This window comes from Stenotrophomonas sp. GSD10, from assembly GCF_056172695.1.
This window is the reverse complement of the sequence record NZ_JAOCMC010000002.1, coordinates 2,152,414-2,170,087: the sequence shown is the minus strand read 5'-3', so window position 1 is coordinate 2,170,087 and position 17,674 is coordinate 2,152,414. Positions and strand designations below refer to the sequence as shown.

Below are 17,674 nucleotides of genomic sequence, written 5' to 3'. Positions count from 1 at the left end.
AGCCGAGCATGGCTCGGCTCTACAACGGCACGCGACGGCATTACCCCTTCGGCGTCTGGCGCGGTTTGCGCGTGCGCTTGGGCTTTGCGGTATCGGCGCCGCTGTTGGTGCCATCCTGCAGCGCCTGCAACCACGACAGGGTGTCGACGTAATCGATGAAGTGGCGCAGGTAGCCAGGGCTGGTCGTCTGCATCGTGTCGAGCATGCGTTGTACCAGTACCGCCGAGTTCAGCGGGCCGCCGTCGGCCGGGGCTTCGGCGCGCAGCGAGCGGCGCACCTGCAGTTCGCTGCGCAGCTCGGTCCACTCGCGCTGTGCCTGCGCCAGCATCGGCACCTGCGGGTAATGCGCCAACGCGCGCGATCCCGCATCGAGATCGCGTACCAGGGCGCGCAGGCCTTCCAGTGCGGGCGGCTTACTTGCCATCCGGGGCCTTGGGCTTGGGAATCGGCGCGATCTCGACGCGGCGGTTGCGCGCGCGGCCGTCTTCGCTGGCGTTGGAACTGACCGGCTGCTCGCTGCCGAACGCGGCGGCGAACACGGCATCGGCAGGAACACCGTCGGCAATCAGGGTGCGGGTCACGGTCAGCGAGCGCTGCGCGGACAGCTCCCAGTTGTCGGCGAAGCGGCGGTTGCCTTCGCGCACCGGCGCGTCGTCGGTGAAGCCGCTGACCATCAGGATCTCTTCGCGGCTGCCCAGGTAAGCGGCCAGCGGTGCGGCCAGGCTGCGCAGCAGCTCCTGGCCTTCCGGCTGCAACTGATCCGAGTTCAATGCGAACAGCACGCTGCCGCTGATGCCGATGCGGCCATCGACCAGGGTCACACGGCCGGCGGCGAGCGGGCCGGCCAGTGCCTGTTCCAGGGTCTGCAGGCGCTTGGCCTCGGCCTGGCGCTGTTTCACTTCCTGGTCCAGCCGCTGCGACAGCTCCAGCTGCACGGCCACCACGCCGACCAGGATCAGCACGAATGCGCCCAGCAGCACCGACATCAGGTCGCCGAAGGCGGCCCAGATCGGCGCGTGCGAGCCACCATCAACCTCCAGCTCGTCGCTCATGCGCTACCCGCCTTGCCGCGGCGCGTGGCCAGTTGCTGCAGTTCCTCCATCACCTGCTTCTGCGACAGCAGGCTGAGATCAACCACCTCACGTGCCTGTGCCACGTAGTAGGCCAGCTGTTCGTCGCTGCGCGCCAGCGAGGCGTCCAGCGCGCCGCCGATCACTTCCAGGCGGCCGGAAAGTTCGGTGGAGGCGCTGCCGAACTGCGCGACCGCTTCACCGAAGGCGCCAGCCAGCTGGCCCACGTCGCCGGCGCTGCCACTGAGCGCTGCGGCGATGCCATCGAGCTTGCCGGTCTCGGCGGCGATATGGTCGGTGAAGCGGTTGCCGACGCGTTCCAGCAGCTCGGCCGAGCCACCGACCAGTGCGTCCACCGCCGTGCGCTGTTCGTGCGAGGCGTGGTTGATCGCATCGAGCAGGGTCTGCACGGTGGCCAGCAAGCGGCCGCGCTCTTCCAGCATCGCGTTGTCGCGCACCAGGCTTTCAGAGAGCGTGCTGCGCAGTTCATTGATGACGTCGGCGGCCGCCTTCGGCGCAGCGGCGGCGGTCTGCAGCAGGGTGGAGACTTCGGCGAGGGTGGCGCTGGCCTGCGCGCGGCCGTTGTCGCCGATCTGTTGTGCGGTCGTCGCCAGCGTGTCGCAGACCTGCTGTTGCTGCGCGGCCAGATCGCGGGAGATGGCCTGCAATGCGTCGCTCCAGTGTTGCAGGCGCTGCTCATCTCCGGCCTGCAACTGCGAATGCAGCGTGGCGTGCGCCTGCTGCAGTTCGGCGCTGACCGCGTCCCAGCGCGCCTGGCGCTGCTGTTCGCGGCGGTCCAGGTTGGCCTGCAGTTCGGCGTGCGCGTTCGCGGCGGCAGTCTGCGCGGCCTGCCAGTCCTGCGAGCGCTGCTGCTCGTGGTCCTGCAGCAGCGACTGGCTGGCGGCATGGCGTTCATCCAGCGCCTGCAGCAATGCCCGCGCACGCTCGTCCAGCTGCTCGCTGGCGGCCAGTAGGGCCTGTTGCTGGCGCTCGACCAACGCGGTGTTCAGCGCCTGCTGCTGCTCGGCGGCGGCGCGCCATGCCTCGGTGTTGCCGCTGGCATCGGCCTGCAGTCGCTCGCCGATGCGCGCGACCAATGCGTCGGCCTGCGTGCGTTGGCCCTCGCTGAAGCCCTGCAGGTGCTGGCGCAGATCGCTCACCAGCGTCTGCTGCGCCTGGGTCTGTTCGCCCACGACCTTGGCCCAGCTGGCCTCGGTGGCCACGCGGCTGCGCTCGAAGCCATCGGCCAGCCCGGCCAGCTGTGCCTGCACGGCCTGCTCGACACGGGCGTGCAGCGCTTCGCCATGGTGAGCCAGGCCGGCCAGCGTGGTTTCGGCCATCGGCTGAAGCGCACCACCGATGGCGGCGGCGCTGGCTTCGGCGCCTTCGCGCAGCGACTGCTGCAACGACACCGCCAAACGCTCCTGCAGCGCCTGGCTCTGGGTCAGGAACTCGGCCTGGCCGGCCAACAGGCGTTCATTGGCGGCCGTGCTGTGCTGTTCAAAGGTCTGTGTCATCGCCTGCAGGCGGTCGACCAGCGCCGGCAGGGCAGCCGACTGTGCCTGCAGCAGGCGCAGCGACTCGGCGCGCTGCCAGGCCTGCGAGTAGGGATGCAGGTCACCGGCAATGGCGCGGTCCAGCTGCTGCACGGCCTGCAGGCGGTCGCGGCGCAGCAGGGCGGCCAGCAGGCCGAGCATGGCCGAGCTGGCGACACCGGCAATCGAGGTGCCGAACGCCACCGCCAGGCCCTGCACCGGCGAGGCCAGCGAGCCGCGGATGGCGGCCATGTCGGTCGCGCTCTGCAGCGCAAGACCGGTGCCGCGCAGGGTATCCATCATGCCCAGCAGGGTGCCGAGCATGCCCAGCAGCACCAGCAGGCCGACCAGGTACGGGGTCAGAACCGGTGCGGGCAGGGCGGTGCGCTCGCCTTCCACGCGCAGGCGCACGGCGTTGCGTAGGCCCACCGGTACGCGCTCCAGCCAGGGGGCCAGGCTTTCCCGCGCAGCGGAAAGATCACTCAGTGCACTGCGCAGGCCGTTGCTGGCCTGGCGATAGCGGTACAGCTCCACGCCACCGGCGATGTAGCAGGCCGCGATGATCGCCGCCACCGCCGCCCCCAGGGGATGCACCGACACATAGCCAATGCCGATCCAGCACACGGCCAGCAGGCCGACAAGGAAGACAACGACATGGAAAGCAGTTCTGGACATGGTGTTCCGGTCAGTGGGAGCGCAGGGCGTCTTGCAGCCCTTCGATCGGGTGGAAGCGCAGCTGCAGCTCGGCGAGCAGCAGCGTGCGCATGTCGTGGCGGAAGGCCGCGCGCCAGCCGGGCTGGCCGTGCACGCGCTCGAAACGGGCGCCGAGCACCGCTGGCGCGGTGGCCAGCAGGCTGTGCTCGCGCGGGGTGAGGGTCTGCTCCATCACCGCGTCGACCTCGGCCAGCCGCGCCAGTTCCGGCGACGCCTGTACCAGCTGGTCACGCAGGCGCCCGCGCAGGCGCCCGGTGGCGGTCTGGATGGCCTGCTGCAGCACCCGGTAGCGCTGCCGCAGCGAGGCGAAGTTGGGCGCGGCGGCGGCCTCGGCCAGGTCGAGCAGGCGCTCGGCCTCGGCATCCTCGCTGATCGAGGCGCGCAGGCTGGCACGGGCCTGGGCGCAGTCGGCCAGCACGTCCTCGGCCGCTTCGGCGGCCTCGCCGGGCTCGGGCAGGCGTCCGGCGAGGGCCCCGGACAGGGCCACGGCGCGGCTCCAGTCCACCCACTGGCCGAGGCGATCGGTCAGGGCGGGACTGCTGGCCGGCATCGCGCCGTCGCTGAGACGGGCGAGCAGGCGGAGGAACTCCGGTCCACCCAGGACCGGCTGCGCTGCGTTCGCCATCAAGGGGTGAGGGGCCAAAAACCGTTGATTTTACAACCAGATGACCCCGGCTGGATGAAGGCGCGGCGGCAAGGCAGGACCCGCAGGCGCGACAAGGCTTAGAATGACCGGCTGCACCCACCCGTTCGACCCTTGGAGTACCCCATGACTGTTGCGCAGTTCTATCCGATCGGCACCCCCGGACAGCCCTGGGGCGACGCGGAACGCGCACAGTGGCGGGCCCGCCAGCAGCGCCAGCGCAGCTACCACGACGACGTGGTGGCGGCCCTTGAGCGCCTGGACGACAGCGTCTTCGACGTGATCCAGTACGGCCAGCTCGACTATGCCCCGGACCACTACCCGCTGTTTGCCGTCGTCAACCACGACTGGAACCCGGCGCTGCCGACCGCGCTGATCACCGGTGGCGTGCACGGCTACGAGACCAGCGGCGTGCATGGCGCCCTGCAGTTCCTGGAACAGCAGGCCGAGCGCTACCTGGGCCGGCTGAACCTGATCGTGGCGCCCTGCGTCAGCCCGTGGGGCTACGAGCGCATCCAGCGCTGGAACCCGGATGCGATCGATCCGAACCGCAGCTTCCGTGACGGTGGCCTGATCGAGGAAGCCGCCGCGCTGATGCGCTGGGTGGCCGAGCGCAAGCCGAACCTGCTGGTGCACCTGGACCTGCACGAGACCACCGACAGCGACCTGCACGAGTTCGACCCGGCACGCTGTGCCCGCGACGGCAAGCCGTTCGAGCGCGACACCATCCCGGATGGCTTCTACGTGATCGGCAACAGTGAAGACCCGCAGGCCGAGTTCCAGAAGGCGCTGATCGCGGCGGTCGCGCCGGTCACCCACATCGCCCCGGCCGATGCCGAGGGCAACCTGGTCGGCCTGCCGTTGCAGTCGCCGGGCGTGGTCTGGGGCGAATCGCGTTCGATCGGCGCCTGCGCCGGCTTCACCGACGCGCGCTTTGCCACCACCACCGAGGTCTACCCGGACAGCCCGCGCACCAACCCGCAGGAATGCAACGACGCCCAGGTGGCGGCGGTGTGCGCAGGCCTGGATTTCGCCCTGGCCGCGCAGTAAGCCATTGCCGCATCGGTAGCGCCGGGCCATGCCCGGCGTGTACGGGTGTGGTCTAGCCCAGCAGGATCACGCCCCACACCGCGCCGACCATCAGCAGTGCGGTGGTCTGCGCGGCGCTGCCCATGTCCTTGGCGTTCTTGGAAAGCGGGTGATGATCGAGCGAGATGCGGTCGACCACCGCTTCGATGGCTGAGTTGAGCAGCTCCACCAGCAGGCTGATGAAGCACACGGCCAGCACCACCGCGCGTTCGACGGTGCTGATGTCGAGCACGAAGGCGGCGACCATCAACAGTGCGTGCAGCAGCAACAGCTGGCGGAACGCGGCTTCGCCACGGAAGGTGGCGATGAAGCCGTCGCGTGAGTGGATCAGCGTGTGCAGGATGCGGGCAAGCCCGGTCCTGCCATGCGGGTACTTGCCGCTGTCCCTGGGATGAGGTGGCTGCATGCCGGCCCTGCGATGAATGACCTCGCGCCAGCATGGACAGGCGTGCGTCGGGAAATCGTCGGATGGCCGCAGGCCGTTTACCCGGCCGGGCTGCGCGAATCGCGGATCGAGTACACCACCGAGAAGATCTTCCAGCCCTGTTCGGTGCGGATCAGCTGCCACAACTCCTTGCCCCAGTTGGTCTTCTCGCCGTCGTCGTGGAAGCTGTAGTCGAAGGATACCGAGGCCACGTCGCCATCGGTTTCGATCCTGGTATTGAAGAATTTCTCCTCCCTCGGCTTCGGCGAGGCGACGGCGCCGTCGATCAGCGCGATGAAATTGTTGGCGGGAATCTTCCGTGCCTTGATCGCGTCGGGCTTGGCCTTGCGGATGTCCTGCAGGCGCACATCCTCGGACACGAACTGCCAGCCGATGTCTTCCGGCTTGTCCGAGAAGAACAGGCCCATGTAGGTCGGCTTGTCCTTGTTGATCAGCGAGGTGCGGAAGGACTCGACCACCTGTTCGATGGCCTTGACGTCGGCAGGCGCGTTCTGCGCGGCGTGGGCAGGCAGGCTGGTGAGCAGAAGAGCGATCAGGGGAATCGTCAACGAACGCGCCATGGATCTCCTTGGGGGCGGGTAGCGACCTGTGCCGGCGCCTGCTGGCCGGGGCCGTAGCACTCTACACGCGTGGACAGGTCAGCGGCGCAGTGCGTCGATGATCAACCCGCTGGCAATCTCCACCAGCAGGTACTCGGTATCGGACTGCCGTACCCAGCGCTGGTCGCGGCCCGGCGCGCGCAGATGGTAGCGTGCGTAGTCGTCCACCCAGTAGCGGCGGTCCACCTCGGCCCAGGGCAGGCGTTCACCGCGTCGCCAGGCCTTTTTCTGCCAGCCCGGCGGCGGCGCCTCGCGGTTGTTCGGCCCGCCCGCATGCGGCGGGGGCCATTGCCACGCGCGTGGTGCGGCGGGTCGGCGAAGGCCGGTGCACTGGCGCATGTCGCGGCGGCGGCCAATGCAATGGCAAGCCATCGTGTGGTGTTCATCGCTACCTCCGGTAACCGCCGCAGCAGGCGGCGGGCGCGGAGACTATAGAGCGGGGCAGGTGAACGCATCATTCAATGGCTTCGGCCTGGCCCGCGACAGCGCTGATGGCCGCCACTACCGCCGCAGGATCCTCGCGCTGGAGGTTGTGCCCGGTCGGCAGATAGCGGTGCGAGCCACGCGTGAAGGCCGAGAAGAGCAGGGCGTGCTGATGCTTCCAGAGGGCCTTGCCTGCGGCGGTTTCCTCGAAGAACAGGGCTCGGCCGCCAGCTGCGTTGCAGTGAGCAGTGCCACCGGCACGTCCGGCATCGTGCGCGGGGTGTCCGCACCGGGCGCATCGAGCTGCTCGATCAGGAGGGTGTAGTCGGCGGCCAGCGCCGGCGGCAGCATCGCCCGCAGTTGGGCATCGTCGGCCTGCACGCGCGCGCTGTCGGCTGCCATGAAGGCGTGGCGCTGGCCCAGGGTGGCCGGGTCCACCAGCACCAGGCCCTGCAGCCGCTCGGGATGATGGCGGGCGAACTCGGTGGCCAGCAGTCCGCCGTAGGAGTGGCCGACCAGCACGATGCGGCGGCCGGGCGCCAGGGTATCGATGACGGCGGTGAGGTCGGCCAGATGCGCATCGATGCGCTTGGGCTGGCCGTCGCTGCCGGATCGGCCGAGACCGGAACGGGAATAGGCGATGCTGTGGTAACCCTCGCCCAGGCCTGCAATCACGCTCTTCCAGGCGCCCGCGCCCTGTCCGAACCCGGATTCAAAGACCACCGTCACCGGGCCCGCGCCAGACTCTTCGGCCTGCAGCGTGTAGGCGCCACGGTTCACCTGGATTTCCCTGGCATGGACACTGCCTGCGGCCGCCAGCACCGCAGCCAGCACCCACAACGTCACTCGGCTGCTCTTCATTGCCACTCCTCTGGGCGTGACGCGTGCCAGCCCGTGTGATGGGTCGGGTCTGCAGCGCCATACCGCAGCCCGCCGACCTCGCGACAGGTCGTGCTGGTAATGTAGTGAGGTATAACACCAGTAACCTGTGCTGGAAGTCATCCTGTTGGACCGGTGTGTGCATCTGCATGGGCACGTTGCGCACTTGTCGCGCGCTGAGGCGATGTGCAACGTGGGAACCCGTGCGGCAACAGCTCTGAAGGACGGCGATGCGGGTGATTCTGGCGATGATGCTGGCGGCGTTGGCGAGCCCGGCGATGGCACTGGAGGCGGCAACGCCGGCGCAGTTCGACAGCCATGTGGTGCAGGACCCGGCGCTGGGAGAGGTCGGCTGGCACCTCGACAATGTCAACGCGCAGGCGGTGGGGCCGCTGGTGGTCTGGCTGCCCGGCTCGGGCGCGTTCCCGCATTTCCAGCGCTTCAGCGATGGCAGCCGGGGGACGAGTTTTCCGCGCGACCTGTTCGCCTTCCGTGACCGTGCGCATTTCCTGCTGGTGGACAAGCCCGGCATCCCGTTTTCGGCGGAGCTGCGCCTTGACCAGGCCAAGGGGCGACCGCTCCCGCTGGATGGGCCGATCTATCGTGCCGGCCTCTCACGCGAGAACCTGATTGCGCGCACGGTGCTGGCCATCGCTGCGGCCCGCCGCAGCCTGGGGGACCGGGTCTCGCAGGTGGTGATCATCGGTGGCTCCGAAGGCGCGCAGTACGTCTTTGCGGTGGCCGCGCTCGCCCACGCCGACAAGGCCGTGGGCTGGGGCGGGCTGGCACTGCCGCAGTATCACGACTTCATCATCGAGCAACGGCTGCGCGCCGAACGGGGCGAGATCACCCGCGCCCAGGCGCAGGCGTCGGTCGAGGAGATCTTCGCGGCCATCAAGGCGATCAACGCCGACCCGCTCGGTCTGCAACAGACCTTCATGGGGAGACCAACCGGCGCTGGTCCGGGTTTGGCCCGCATGCGGTGGTGGACGACATGCTGGCGCTGGATATCCCGTTGCTGCTGGTGCAGGGCGGCGACGACGACAAGGCACCGATCATCAACACCGACTTGGCGATGGTGGCCTTCCTGTCCCATGGCCGCAGCAATCTGGACTATTGGGTGTATCCGGAGGCCGACCACGGCTATCGGGTGCCTGATCCGGCGAATCCGGGCAAGCGCGTTTCCATTGCGCCGGAAATCTGGACGCGTGTCTGGGCGTGGCTGACCAAGCAGCCCTGACCCGGACGCACACTGGCGCGCGTGGGAAGGCAGGGCAGGTGGGCAACGGGGCAGAACGAAGTCTCCGCCCCGTCGCCCGGGGCCACCGCGCTACGGTTGCGCATCCCCCTGCAGCCGCACGCCCGCCTGCGCACCCAGTGCCAGGCAGGCCATCTTCAGTCCTTCCATCACGCGGTCGCCCACGTACTGGTCGGGCGCGCCGTTCTGCCGGGTCCGCTCGGCGGCCAACAGCAGTTCGTGCACCACGCGCAGGCCAGCCAATGCGCAGTCGGCGTCGGCCAGCGCCAGCCGGCGCCCGGGCAGCAGGTAGCGTTCCGGCCACGGTTGGCCGTCGGCGGCCGCACCGAAGCGGATGCGGTTCAGATGGCCAAGGAAGGTATTGCTGTCAGCGGGCGTTGCGGGTACGGCTGATGGGTCCGCGTCGGCCGGGTGGTGGCTGGCGCGCGGATAGGGCAGGTCCGGTTCGTTCATGGCAAGGCTCCGTGCAAGGCAATCGGTAGCCGCCACCCGGAAGGTGGCGGGCGGTACGTGGTTCGAATCCGGGTTGGCTTCAAGCCGGTGGGCGCGAACGCCCCCAACGCACCGCCCGCCATGGCCGGCAGACGGATTGCCAGCCGGCGCCACGCAAGGCGGCACCGGCTGGCAGGCGCAATCACTCAAAGCCAACACGGGATTCGAAACCCGGCCACCCGTTTTCGGTGGCGTGCCATCTGAACCCCCGATGCGGTGCCATGCCCATCAGGAGAGTTGCAAAATGGTTCTGATTGAAGACGCGTTTGGCATTGTTCCACGCTGTTGAGTGCTGACAGCCCTGGCTGGCGCAGGCATCCCCGTGTGCTCGGGTATCTGCGACAGGTGTCGTGATCGTGGCGGACGGTGCGGCGGCCCAACCGAGTCGATAGCGACAAAGCATCCCAATTCAGCCGGGTGCTCTCCGGGTTGACGCTTTCACCGCCCCAGCGCACTCTGGGCGCTGGGGTCGACAACCCGTTCAGGGGGCAGGCTGCAGGGTGGTGCCAGGAGGTGGAACAGCCATGAGCCAACTCACCGACAGCTTCGGACGCAGCTTTCCGTACCTGCGCTTGTCGCTCACCGAAGCCTGCAACTTCCGTTGCAGCTACTGCCTGCCCGACGGTTACCAGGCCGACGGCCGCCCGCGCTTCCTGCAGGTGGACGAGATCGCACGCCTGGTGCGCGCGTTCGCTGCGCTGGGCATGAGCAAGATCCGCCTGACCGGCGGCGAGCCCAGCCTGCGCAAAGACCTGGACGAGATCATCGCCACCGTGGCGGCGGTGCCGGGCATCGCCAAGGTGGCCATCACCACCAATGGCACGCTGCTGCCCAGGCGCCTGCCGGGCTGGCACCGCGCCGGCCTGACCGCACTGAATGTGAGCATGGACAGCCTGCAGCGCGAACGCTTCGCGGCCATTACCGGTCACGACCGGTTGCCGGAGATCGAGCAGGGCCTGGCCCTGGCGCAGGCGCTGGGGCTGCCGTCCATCAAGCTCAACGCGGTGCTGTTGCGCGGCCTGAACGATGACGAGCTGCCGCAGTGGATGGACTATCTGCGCGAGCGGCCTTTCAGCGTACGCTTCATCGAGCTGATGCGCACCGGCGACAACGAAGCTTATTTCCAGCGCCATCACCTGCGCGCCGACGTGATGATCGAGCAGCTGCTGGCCGCCGGCTGGCATGAGCACCCGCGCGCGGCCGACGCCGGCCCGGCGCGCGAGTTCGGCCACCCCGACCATCGCGGCCGCATCGGCATCATCGCCCCGTATTCGCGTGACTTCTGCAAGGGCTGCAATCGCCTGCGGGTGACCGCCAAGGGCGACCTGCGGCTGTGCCTGTTCGGCGAGTTCGGCGTGCCGCTGCGGCCGCTGCTGCAGCACGACGACGACCATGACGCGCTGCTGGCGCGCATCACCACCCAGCTTGGCCTGAAAGCGGCCGGGCATGGTCTGCACCAGGGCCAGACCGGGCTGACCCCGCATCTGGCCTCCATCGGAGGATGAGCAACACGATGAGTGGGGAATGGAATGCGGCGTTTCACATGGCCGATGTGCGCAACAAGCGCATCACCCGACGGCGTGCGGTGGCGGTGGGCGAACTGCATGCCGGCCCGGTGGCGTATCCGCTGATTGTCGAGCGCCGGCTGCCCAAAGGCGATGCGCTGGTGATGGCCGAGATTGCCGGCCTGCAGGGCGCCAAGATGGCCTCGATGCTGATGCCGCTGTGCCACCCGTTGCCGCTGGAACTGGTGCAGGTGTTCTGCGCGCCGGTGCCGGAGCGGCAGGCGATCCGCGTGTGGTGCGAGTGCGCCAGCGAAGCGCGCACCGGCGTGGAGATGGAAGCACTGGCCGGGGTCAACGCGGCGCTGCTGACGCTGTATGACCTGAGCAAGCCGGTGGAACCGGCGCTGCGCATCGAAGGCATCCGCCTGCTGTTCAAGGAGGGCGGCAAGCGCGGCGTCTGGCTGCACCCCGAGGGCATGGACGACGCGGAGCGTGCGCGTTTCAAACCGCGTTCGCCGAAGGGCCTTGAGGGCGCCAGGTGTGCGGTGATCACCCTGAGCGACCGCGCCAGCGATGGCACCTATGAAGATGTGTCCGGCCCGACGCTGGTGACCGGCCTGCAGAAGATGGGCGGAGAAGTGGTGGCGGCTGAAGTACTGCCCGATGGCATCGAGCCGTTGGCCAGCCGGTTGCAGGCGCTGGCGGGCGAGGGCGTGCGCCTGTGCCTGTGCACCGGCGGCACCGGCCTGGGCCCACGTGACCTGACCCCGGAAGCGCTGCGTTCGTTGAACGCGCGGCCGGTGCATGGCCTGGCGCAGATGGTGCGCGCGCTGAGTGCGCAGCACACGCCGATGGCCTGGCTGAGCCGCGCCGAAGTGGTACAGCTGGGCGGCATGCTGGTGTTCGCGCTGCCGGGCAGCCCGAAGGCGGCGGCACAGTGCTTGGACATCCTGGCGCCGGTGCTCGGCCACGCACTGGCGATGGTCGAGGGCGGTGGCCACGCCGATGGGAGCGCGGCATGATTGCCTACAGCGAAGCGTTGCAGCACCTGCTGGACGCGGCCTCGCCGCTGCCGGCCGAGCACTTGCCGTTGCATGAGGCGGCGGGCCGCATCCTGGCCAGTGACATCCACAGTGCGCAGTCGCTGCCGCCGTTCGACAACTCGGCGATGGATGGCTTTGCGCTGCGCGCCGAAGGCCGGGTGTTCGAGCCGGGTACCGAATTTGCGGTGCAGGGCTGGCAGGCCGCAGGTGATGCTGGCGCCGAAGGCGGCGAGGGTGCCTGGGAAATCATGACCGGTGCCCGCATGCCGACCGGGCTGGATACGGTGGTGCCGGTCGAGAATGTGCAGATCCTTGCCAGCGAAGCGGGCCGGCCGACCCGCATCGCGCTGACCTCCGCAGTGAAGCCGGGCCAGAACGTGCGCCTGCGCGGCCAGGATGTGAGCGCAGGTGATCGCGTGCTGCAGGCGGGGCAGACGCTGGATATCAATGCCCGCACCCTGCTGCACGCGCTCGGCGTGGGCGAGGTGATGGTGGTGGCGCGGCCGCAGGTGGCGGTGATCGCCACCGGCAAGGAGCTGGTGACCGAAGCGGCGCAGGCGCTGGAATCGGGCCAGATTCGTGACAGCAATCGTCCGTACCTGGTCGGCCGCCTGCAGGCGGCCGGTGCCGAGGTGGTCTGGCAGGGCACGGTGGGTGACGACGAGGCCGCCTTCAATACGGTGCTGGATGAGGCGCTGGCCGCTGGCGCGCAGCTGCTGATCAGTACCGGCGCGGTTTCGGCCGGTCGCTACGACTTCATTCCCGATGCGCTGCGTGGGCGCGGTGCACGCATCGTGTTCCACAAGGTGGCGATCCGTCCGGGCAAGCCGCTGCTGTTTGCGGTGCTGCCCAATGGCGCGCTGTACTTCGGCCTGCCGGGCAACCCGGTGTCGGCGGCCGTGGGCCAACGCTTCTTCGTCGAGCCGGTGCTGCGCCGCCTGTTGGGGCTGGCCCCGGAAACGGTGTTGCAGATGCCGCTGCAGGCCGACGTGCGCAAGCCGCCGGGCCTGCGCTTCCACGCGCGGGCCCGGGTGGAGGTGGATGCACAGGGGCGGTTGAGTGCGCGCGTGCTGTCCGGGCAGGAATCGTTCCGTTTGATGTCCATGCTGCAGGCCAACGCCTGGGTGGTGCTGGAGGCCGAGGGTGACCTGGCCAGCGCGGGTACCTATGTGCGGGTGCAGGGCTGGGGCCACCACGAACCGGTGCAATTGGTGAACCAGGAAACGTGATGAAACAGGTGACGTTGCAGTTGTTCGGTGCGTTTTCCGATCTGGACGCCCGCCGCGAGATCGCGGTGGAGGTGGCCGGTGGCACCGTGGCCGACCTGCGCCAGGCGCTGCGCGAGCTGCTGCCGGTGCGCTGGCCGGGATTCCGCGCGGGCCTGCTGGACTATTCGGCGTTTGCCGACCAGCAGCGCGTGCTGCGCGACCACGACGCGCTGCCCGACGATGGCCGGGTGGCGATCCTGCCGCCAGTCAGTGGGGTTGAGCGATGAGCGAAAGCATCATCGCCAGGGTGGTGGACCGCGCGCAGGCGGCGATCGATCCGGCCGAGGGCATTGCTGCGGTGTCCGATCCGGGCTTCGGTGGCATCGATGTGTTCATCGGCAAGGTGCGCGACGTCAACGTTGGGCGCGCGGTGACCGGCATTACCTACGATCTGTTCGAGCCGTTGGTGCTGAATGAGTTCAAGCGCCTGGCCGCCGAGGTGGAGGCCATCTTCGGCCCGAAGTTGAAGTTGTATGTGGCCCATGCCCGGGGCCGGCTTGGCATCGGTGATGTGGCGGTGGTGGTGGCCGCAGGCAGCCCACACCGCGACGAGGCGTTCCGCGCCTGCCGGCAGCTGATCGAAGCGGTGAAGCACCAGTGCCCGATCTGGAAGCAGGAGCATTACGTGGACGGCGACAGCGCGTGGAGCGAGGGTTGCAGCCTGTGCCACGTGGACGATGGGCCGACGCATGTGCATAGCCACAGCTCCTGACGCCGGTCGATCCACGGCATGCGTGGATGGGGCCCTACCGTGAGCGGGACCATCGACGGCATCGTGCTGGCCGGTGGCCTGTCCACCCGCATGGGGCGCGACAAGGCGCTGCTGCAATGGCAGGGGCGCGCCCTGCTGGAACACATGCAGACCCTGCTGCTGCAGGCCGGCGCACGACGGGTCTGGATCAGTGGCGACTACCCGGCTTTCGGCGGCGTACCGGACCGGGTCGCGCGTTGCGGACCTCTCGGCGGGCTCTTCAGCGTGGCGATGCAGATGCCGGATGGGCCCGCCTGGGTGGTGCCGGTGGATACGCCACGGATGACGCCAGCGCTGTTGCAGCGCTTGCACGGGATCAGTGACACGGCTTGCACGGTGTTTGCCGATGAACCGTTGCCGATGCGGTTGCAGATCGATGATCATTGCCGACGCGTGCTGCAGGAACTGATTCAAGATCCCACGGCGCGCCGTTCACTGCGCGCGCTGCAGGAACGCCTGGGCGTGACCCGGCTGCCCCTTGCGGCGGAAGATCGCGCGCTGCTGCTCAACTGCAATACCCCGTCGGAGTGGGAGTCCATCGCACCATGAAAGTCCAGCTGCAACAGCAATCGATGCGCCTGCGCGTGGATGAACAGGAACTGGCACGATTGCTGGCCGGCGAGTCGCTGGAGAACCTGACCCGCTTCGGCGGCAGTGGCGGCTGGGGTGTGGCGCTGTCGCTGCATGCCGGGGAGCAGGCGGTGCTGCTCGACGGCGGCACGTTCTGCCGGCTGGTGCTGCCGCGTGCAGGGGTCGAGGCGTTGGCGCAGCGACTGCCCTGCCGCGACGGCCTGGGCTTCAGCATCGCGCTGGATGACGACAGCCTGCTGCAGCTGCAGTTCGACGTGGACGTGCGCGACAGCGTGCGCCAGCGTGGTCCGCATCGGCGACCAGAGCCCACGCCGGAGTAGGTGCGCGCTGCACCGGGGGCGGTGCGGCGCTGTCGTATGATGGTGGCCTTCGTTCCTGCGTTGCTGCAATGCCCCTCAAGCCACCTGCTCCTTCCTTGTCCCGAGCGGCCACGCCGAACCCGGCGGCGGCCGATGATGGCGACGCACTGCGTTTCTGCAGCACCTGCGCGTTTTCCGATGCCTGCATGTCGCAGGGCTACGACAAGACTGCGCTGGGTGAGCTGCATGTGCTGGTGGACCACGTGGGGCCGTTCCAGGCCGGTGACTACCTGTTCCGTGCCGGCGATCCGTTCGACTCGATCGCGGCAGTGCGTGCGGGCATGGTCAAGACCTTCGTCGACGACAGCCAGGGCAACGAGCAGGTGCTGGGTTTCAGCCTGCCCGGCGAGGTGATCGGGCTCAATGCCATCCATGGCGCGCGTTTCCCCTGCAACGCGGTGGCGCTGGATACGGTGTATCTGTGCCGGATCTCGTTTCCCAGGCTGAGCCTGCTCGCCACGCGCATGCCGGGGTTGCAGGCACGGCTGTTCAGCCTGCTCAGTGCCGAAATCGGCAAGGCCGCCACGCTGGCCGCCAACCACCGCACCGAGGAACGCATGGCGGCGTTCCTGCTGGATCTTTCCCAGCGCTATGCGCGGCGTGGCTTCTCGGCCACCCGCTTCAACCTGAGCATGGCCCGGACCGAGATTGCCAACTACCTTCGGATGGCGCCGGAAACCGTGAGCCGGGTGTTGCGCCGGCTGAGCGATGAAGGTGTGATTGCCGTCAACCAACGTGAGATGCTGTTGCTGCAACCCGAACGGCTGGCGGCATTGGCCGCGGCCAGGGAATCCGATCCGGATTGACGAGATAGCCAAGGGGCCGATCATGAAGCGAGCGGGACTGTTGTTGCTGGGAATGCTGGCTGCGATGCCGGCGTGGGCGGCCGAGCTGACGGTGTCGGCGGCATCGAGCCTGACCGAGAGCTTCCGTGAGCTGGGCGCGGCCTATGAGAAGGCGCACCCGGGCACCAAGGTGGATTTCAACTTCGCCGCCTCCGGGGTGCTGCTGCAGCAGATCAGCCGCGGTGCGCCGGTGGATGTGTTCGCCTCGGCCGATGAGACCACCCTGGACCAGGCGCAGCAGCAGGACCTGCTGGCCGCCGGCACCCGCGAGGTGTTTGCGGTGAATGCACTTTGGGTGGTGGTGCCGCCACAGGCCAAAGCGGCGCCGCGCACGTTGAAGGATCTGGCCGGTGCCGGAGTACAGCGCATCGCACTGGGCAACCCGGACAGCGTGCCGGTCGGGCGCTATGCCAAGGGTGCACTGGAAGCGGCTGGGCTGTGGCCGGCAGTGCAGGGCAAGGCCATCACCACGCAGAACGTGCGCCAGTCGCTGGACTATGTGGCACGTGGTGAGGTCGACGCCGGCTTCGTCTACGCCACCGATGCGCAGGCGATGCCCGACCGCGTGCGCCGCGCCTTCGCGGTGCCGGTGGCCGGGCGTATCGCCTATCCGCTGGCAGTGATCAAGGCCAGCGCGCAGCCGGCGGAGGCGAAGCGCTTCGCCGCCTTCGTGCGCTCGGCACAGGGCCAGGCGATCCTGGCCAAGCACGGGTTCGGCAAGCCCTGAAGCATGGATCTGGACTGGAGTGCACTGGGGTTGTCGCTGAAGGTGGCCGGCTGGGCCACCGCGATCAATCTGGTGCTGGGTGTGGCGCTGGGCGCGTTGCTGGCGCGCCGTCGCTTCCCCGGGCGCGAGCTGCTGGATTCACTGCTGACCCTGCCGATGGTGTTGCCACCGACGGTGCTGGGCTACTACCTGCTGGTGCTGATCGGGCGCAACGGCCCGATCGGTGCCTGGCTGCAGTCGTGGTTCGGCATCAATCTGGTATTTACCTGGCAGGCGGCGGTGATCGCCGCCGCCGTCGCGTCATTGCCTCTGGTATTCAAGCCGGCGCGGGCGGCCTTCGAAGAAGTGGACGGGCAACTGGAGCAGGCGGCGCGCACGCTGGGGGTTTCCGAGGCGGCGGTGTTCTTCCGCATTACCTTGCCGCTGGCCTGGCGCGGCATCCTTGCTGGATTGCTGCTGGCATTCGCACGTGCGATGGGCGAGTTCGGCGCCACGCTGATGGTGGCCGGCAGTATTCCCGGCCGCACGCAGACGCTGTCGATTGCGATCTATGAGGCGGTGCAGGCCGGTCAGGATGGCCGGGCCAACGCGCTGGTGATCCTGACCTCGGTGGTCTGCATCGTGATCCTGCTGCTGGCTGCGAGGCTGGTGGGCGGACGCCGCCGGGAGCTGCGCGATGTGGCTTGACCTGCGGGTGCAGCGTCGACTGCGTGCGGCGGGCCAGGAGTTCGTACTGGATGTGGCCTTGCAGTGCACGCAGCGGCAGGTGGTTCTGTGCGGCCCCTCTGGTGCCGGCAAGAGCCTGACCCTGAAGGCGGTGGCCGGATTGCTGCGGCCCGACCAGGGGCAGGTACACCTGCAGGGTCAGGCCCTGTTTGATGCGGCCAGTGGTGTCGATCTGCCGCCGCAGCGCCGGCGGCTGGGCTATGTGTTCCAGGACTACGCGCTGTTCCCGCATCTGAGCGTGCGCCAGAACGTGGCGTTCGGGCTGCGGAAGGGCGTGTTTAATCCGCGACCCGGGCGGCGGTTCGATGCCGCAGAGCAATGGTTGCAGGCGTTCCGCATCGACGGTGTGGGCGATCTGTTGCCCTCGCAGGTATCTGGCGGCCAGCGCCAGCGCACGGCCTTGGCACGGGCGCTGGTGACACAGCCGCAGGCGCTGCTGCTGGACGAGCCGTTCGCTGCGCTGGACCATGACCTGCGCGACCACCTGCGCCAGGAACTGGCCGCAGTGCTGGACGAGACGGGCATTCCGTTGCTGCTGATCAGCCACGACCCGCAGGACGTGGCGATGTTCGGCCAGCAGGTGGCGCGGGTGGTGGACGGCCGCATCGTCGGCGATTGACTTCCGTCTGTAGAGCCGAGCCCATGCTCGGCTGCCGTTGGCGGTGTCGCGCAGAGCAGCCGAGCGTGGGCTCGGCTCTACAGGGTCAATGGG

Annotated in this window: 19 protein-coding genes and 3 pseudogenes; 13 read left to right on the top strand and 9 right to left on the bottom strand. The window is 68.6% G+C overall.

What is annotated here, in order from left to right; genetic code table 11:
• Positions 1 to 40 precede the first annotated feature (40 nt).
• The 4 genes and pseudogenes from N4G47_RS10315 to N4G47_RS10300 all read right to left on the bottom strand — a co-directional run.
• Positions 41 to 439 (bottom strand): annotated as a pseudogene (locus tag N4G47_RS10315) (DUF2894 domain-containing protein); the annotation flags it as partial.
• Positions 414 to 1,052: an OmpA family protein gene (locus N4G47_RS10310; protein WP_049457422.1), complete on the bottom strand. Its 639-nt coding sequence runs from the start codon at positions 1,050 to 1,052 to the stop codon at positions 414 to 416. The gene N4G47_RS10310 and the pseudogene N4G47_RS10315, both read right to left, overlap by 26 nt.
• On the bottom strand, positions 1,049 to 3,280 hold the full coding sequence (locus tag N4G47_RS10305) for a DUF802 domain-containing protein (protein ID WP_475286916.1): 2,232 nt from the start codon (positions 3,278 to 3,280) through the stop codon (positions 1,049 to 1,051). Before N4G47_RS10305 ends, N4G47_RS10310 begins: the two co-directional genes overlap by 4 nt.
• 10 nt (positions 3,281 to 3,290) lie before the next feature.
• Entirely contained in the window at positions 3,291 to 3,944 is a 654-nt protein-coding gene (locus tag N4G47_RS10300; protein WP_475286914.1) for a DUF3348 family protein, read from the bottom strand.
• A 144-nt stretch (positions 3,945 to 4,088) separates the two neighbouring features.
• Here N4G47_RS10300 and N4G47_RS10295 point away from each other — a divergent pair, with 144 nt between their 5' ends.
• Positions 4,089 to 5,012 carry a M14 family metallopeptidase gene (locus N4G47_RS10295; RefSeq protein WP_475286912.1) on the top strand — a complete coding sequence of 308 codons (924 nt, stop codon included), beginning with the start codon at positions 4,089 to 4,091 and terminating at the stop codon, positions 5,010 to 5,012.
• A 52-nt stretch (positions 5,013 to 5,064) separates the two neighbouring features.
• Here N4G47_RS10295 and N4G47_RS10290 read toward each other — a convergent pair whose 3' ends face one another.
• From N4G47_RS10290 to N4G47_RS10275, 4 genes and pseudogenes are all read right to left on the bottom strand, one after another.
• Positions 5,065 to 5,457 carry a diacylglycerol kinase gene (locus N4G47_RS10290; protein WP_475286910.1) on the bottom strand — a complete coding sequence of 131 codons (393 nt, stop codon included), beginning with the start codon at positions 5,455 to 5,457 and terminating at the stop codon, positions 5,065 to 5,067.
• Positions 5,458 to 5,534: 77 nt separating this feature from the next.
• Complete coding sequence (locus N4G47_RS10285; protein ID WP_475286908.1) at positions 5,535 to 6,056, bottom strand: nuclear transport factor 2 family protein; 522 nt, start codon at positions 6,054 to 6,056, stop codon at positions 5,535 to 5,537.
• Positions 6,057 to 6,134: 78 nt separating this feature from the next.
• Positions 6,135 to 6,481 (bottom strand): annotated as a pseudogene (locus N4G47_RS10280) (RcnB family protein).
• Positions 6,482 to 6,549: 68 nt separating this feature from the next.
• Positions 6,550 to 7,379: pseudogene (locus tag N4G47_RS10275) on the bottom strand (alpha/beta fold hydrolase).
• 248 nt (positions 7,380 to 7,627) lie between these two features.
• Here N4G47_RS10275 and N4G47_RS10270 point away from each other — a divergent pair.
• The gene (locus tag N4G47_RS10270; protein ID WP_475286906.1) at positions 7,628 to 8,623 is read left to right on the top strand and encodes a hypothetical protein; all 996 of its coding nucleotides are present in this window, start codon (positions 7,628 to 7,630) and stop codon (positions 8,621 to 8,623) included.
• Between the two features lie 104 nt (positions 8,624 to 8,727).
• On the opposite strand, the gene N4G47_RS10265 is transcribed toward N4G47_RS10270, so the two are convergent.
• The gene (locus N4G47_RS10265) at positions 8,728 to 9,108 is read right to left on the bottom strand and encodes a hypothetical protein (RefSeq protein WP_475286904.1); all 381 of its coding nucleotides are present in this window, start codon (positions 9,106 to 9,108) and stop codon (positions 8,728 to 8,730) included.
• A 563-nt stretch (positions 9,109 to 9,671) separates the two neighbouring features.
• Between N4G47_RS10265 and moaA the strand changes: the two genes are divergently transcribed.
• The 11 genes from moaA to N4G47_RS10210 all read left to right on the top strand — a co-directional run bounded on the left by moaA (position 9,672) and on the right by N4G47_RS10210 (position 17,581).
• A complete protein-coding gene (gene moaA / locus N4G47_RS10260; RefSeq protein WP_107230748.1) occupies positions 9,672 to 10,652 on the top strand; it encodes a GTP 3',8-cyclase MoaA in 981 nt (326 codons plus the stop codon).
• A gap of 8 nt (positions 10,653 to 10,660) precedes the next feature.
• Positions 10,661 to 11,674, top strand: a complete 1,014-nt coding sequence (gene moaCB / locus N4G47_RS10255) for a bifunctional molybdenum cofactor biosynthesis protein MoaC/MoaB (protein WP_475289924.1) — start codon at positions 10,661 to 10,663, stop codon at positions 11,672 to 11,674.
• The gene (locus N4G47_RS10250; protein WP_475286902.1) at positions 11,671 to 12,924 is read left to right on the top strand and encodes a molybdopterin molybdotransferase MoeA; all 1,254 of its coding nucleotides are present in this window, start codon (positions 11,671 to 11,673) and stop codon (positions 12,922 to 12,924) included. The genes moaCB and N4G47_RS10250 overlap by 4 nt, the downstream gene beginning before the upstream one ends.
• Entirely contained in the window at positions 12,924 to 13,190 is a 267-nt protein-coding gene (locus tag N4G47_RS10245; RefSeq protein WP_475286900.1) for a MoaD/ThiS family protein, read from the top strand. Before N4G47_RS10250 ends, N4G47_RS10245 begins: the two co-directional genes overlap by 1 nt.
• Positions 13,187 to 13,675, top strand: a complete 489-nt coding sequence (locus N4G47_RS10240) for a molybdenum cofactor biosynthesis protein MoaE (RefSeq protein WP_475286898.1) — start codon at positions 13,187 to 13,189, stop codon at positions 13,673 to 13,675. Before N4G47_RS10245 ends, N4G47_RS10240 begins: the two co-directional genes overlap by 4 nt.
• A gap of 39 nt (positions 13,676 to 13,714) precedes the next feature.
• Entirely contained in the window at positions 13,715 to 14,263 is a 549-nt protein-coding gene (gene mobA, locus N4G47_RS10235; RefSeq protein WP_409460097.1) for a molybdenum cofactor guanylyltransferase, read from the top strand.
• Positions 14,260 to 14,625, top strand: coding sequence for a hypothetical protein (locus N4G47_RS10230; RefSeq protein ID WP_475286896.1), 366 nt, complete (start codon positions 14,260 to 14,262; stop codon positions 14,623 to 14,625). The genes mobA and N4G47_RS10230 overlap by 4 nt, the downstream gene beginning before the upstream one ends.
• Before the next feature lie 68 nt (positions 14,626 to 14,693).
• On the top strand, positions 14,694 to 15,470 hold the full coding sequence (locus tag N4G47_RS10225) for a helix-turn-helix domain-containing protein (RefSeq protein WP_475286894.1): 777 nt from the start codon (positions 14,694 to 14,696) through the stop codon (positions 15,468 to 15,470).
• A gap of 22 nt (positions 15,471 to 15,492) precedes the next feature.
• Positions 15,493 to 16,236 (top strand): molybdate ABC transporter substrate-binding protein, encoded by a 744-nt coding sequence (gene modA / locus N4G47_RS10220; RefSeq protein ID WP_409460094.1) that lies wholly within the window; start codon positions 15,493 to 15,495, stop codon positions 16,234 to 16,236.
• 3 nt (positions 16,237 to 16,239) lie between these two features.
• Positions 16,240 to 16,923, top strand: a complete 684-nt coding sequence (modB, locus tag N4G47_RS10215; protein WP_049455117.1) for a molybdate ABC transporter permease subunit — start codon at positions 16,240 to 16,242, stop codon at positions 16,921 to 16,923.
• Positions 16,913 to 17,581, top strand: a complete 669-nt coding sequence (locus N4G47_RS10210; protein ID WP_475286891.1) for a sulfate/molybdate ABC transporter ATP-binding protein — start codon at positions 16,913 to 16,915, stop codon at positions 17,579 to 17,581. The genes modB and N4G47_RS10210 overlap by 11 nt, the downstream gene beginning before the upstream one ends.
• The last annotated feature ends 93 nt before the right edge of the window (positions 17,582 to 17,674 follow it).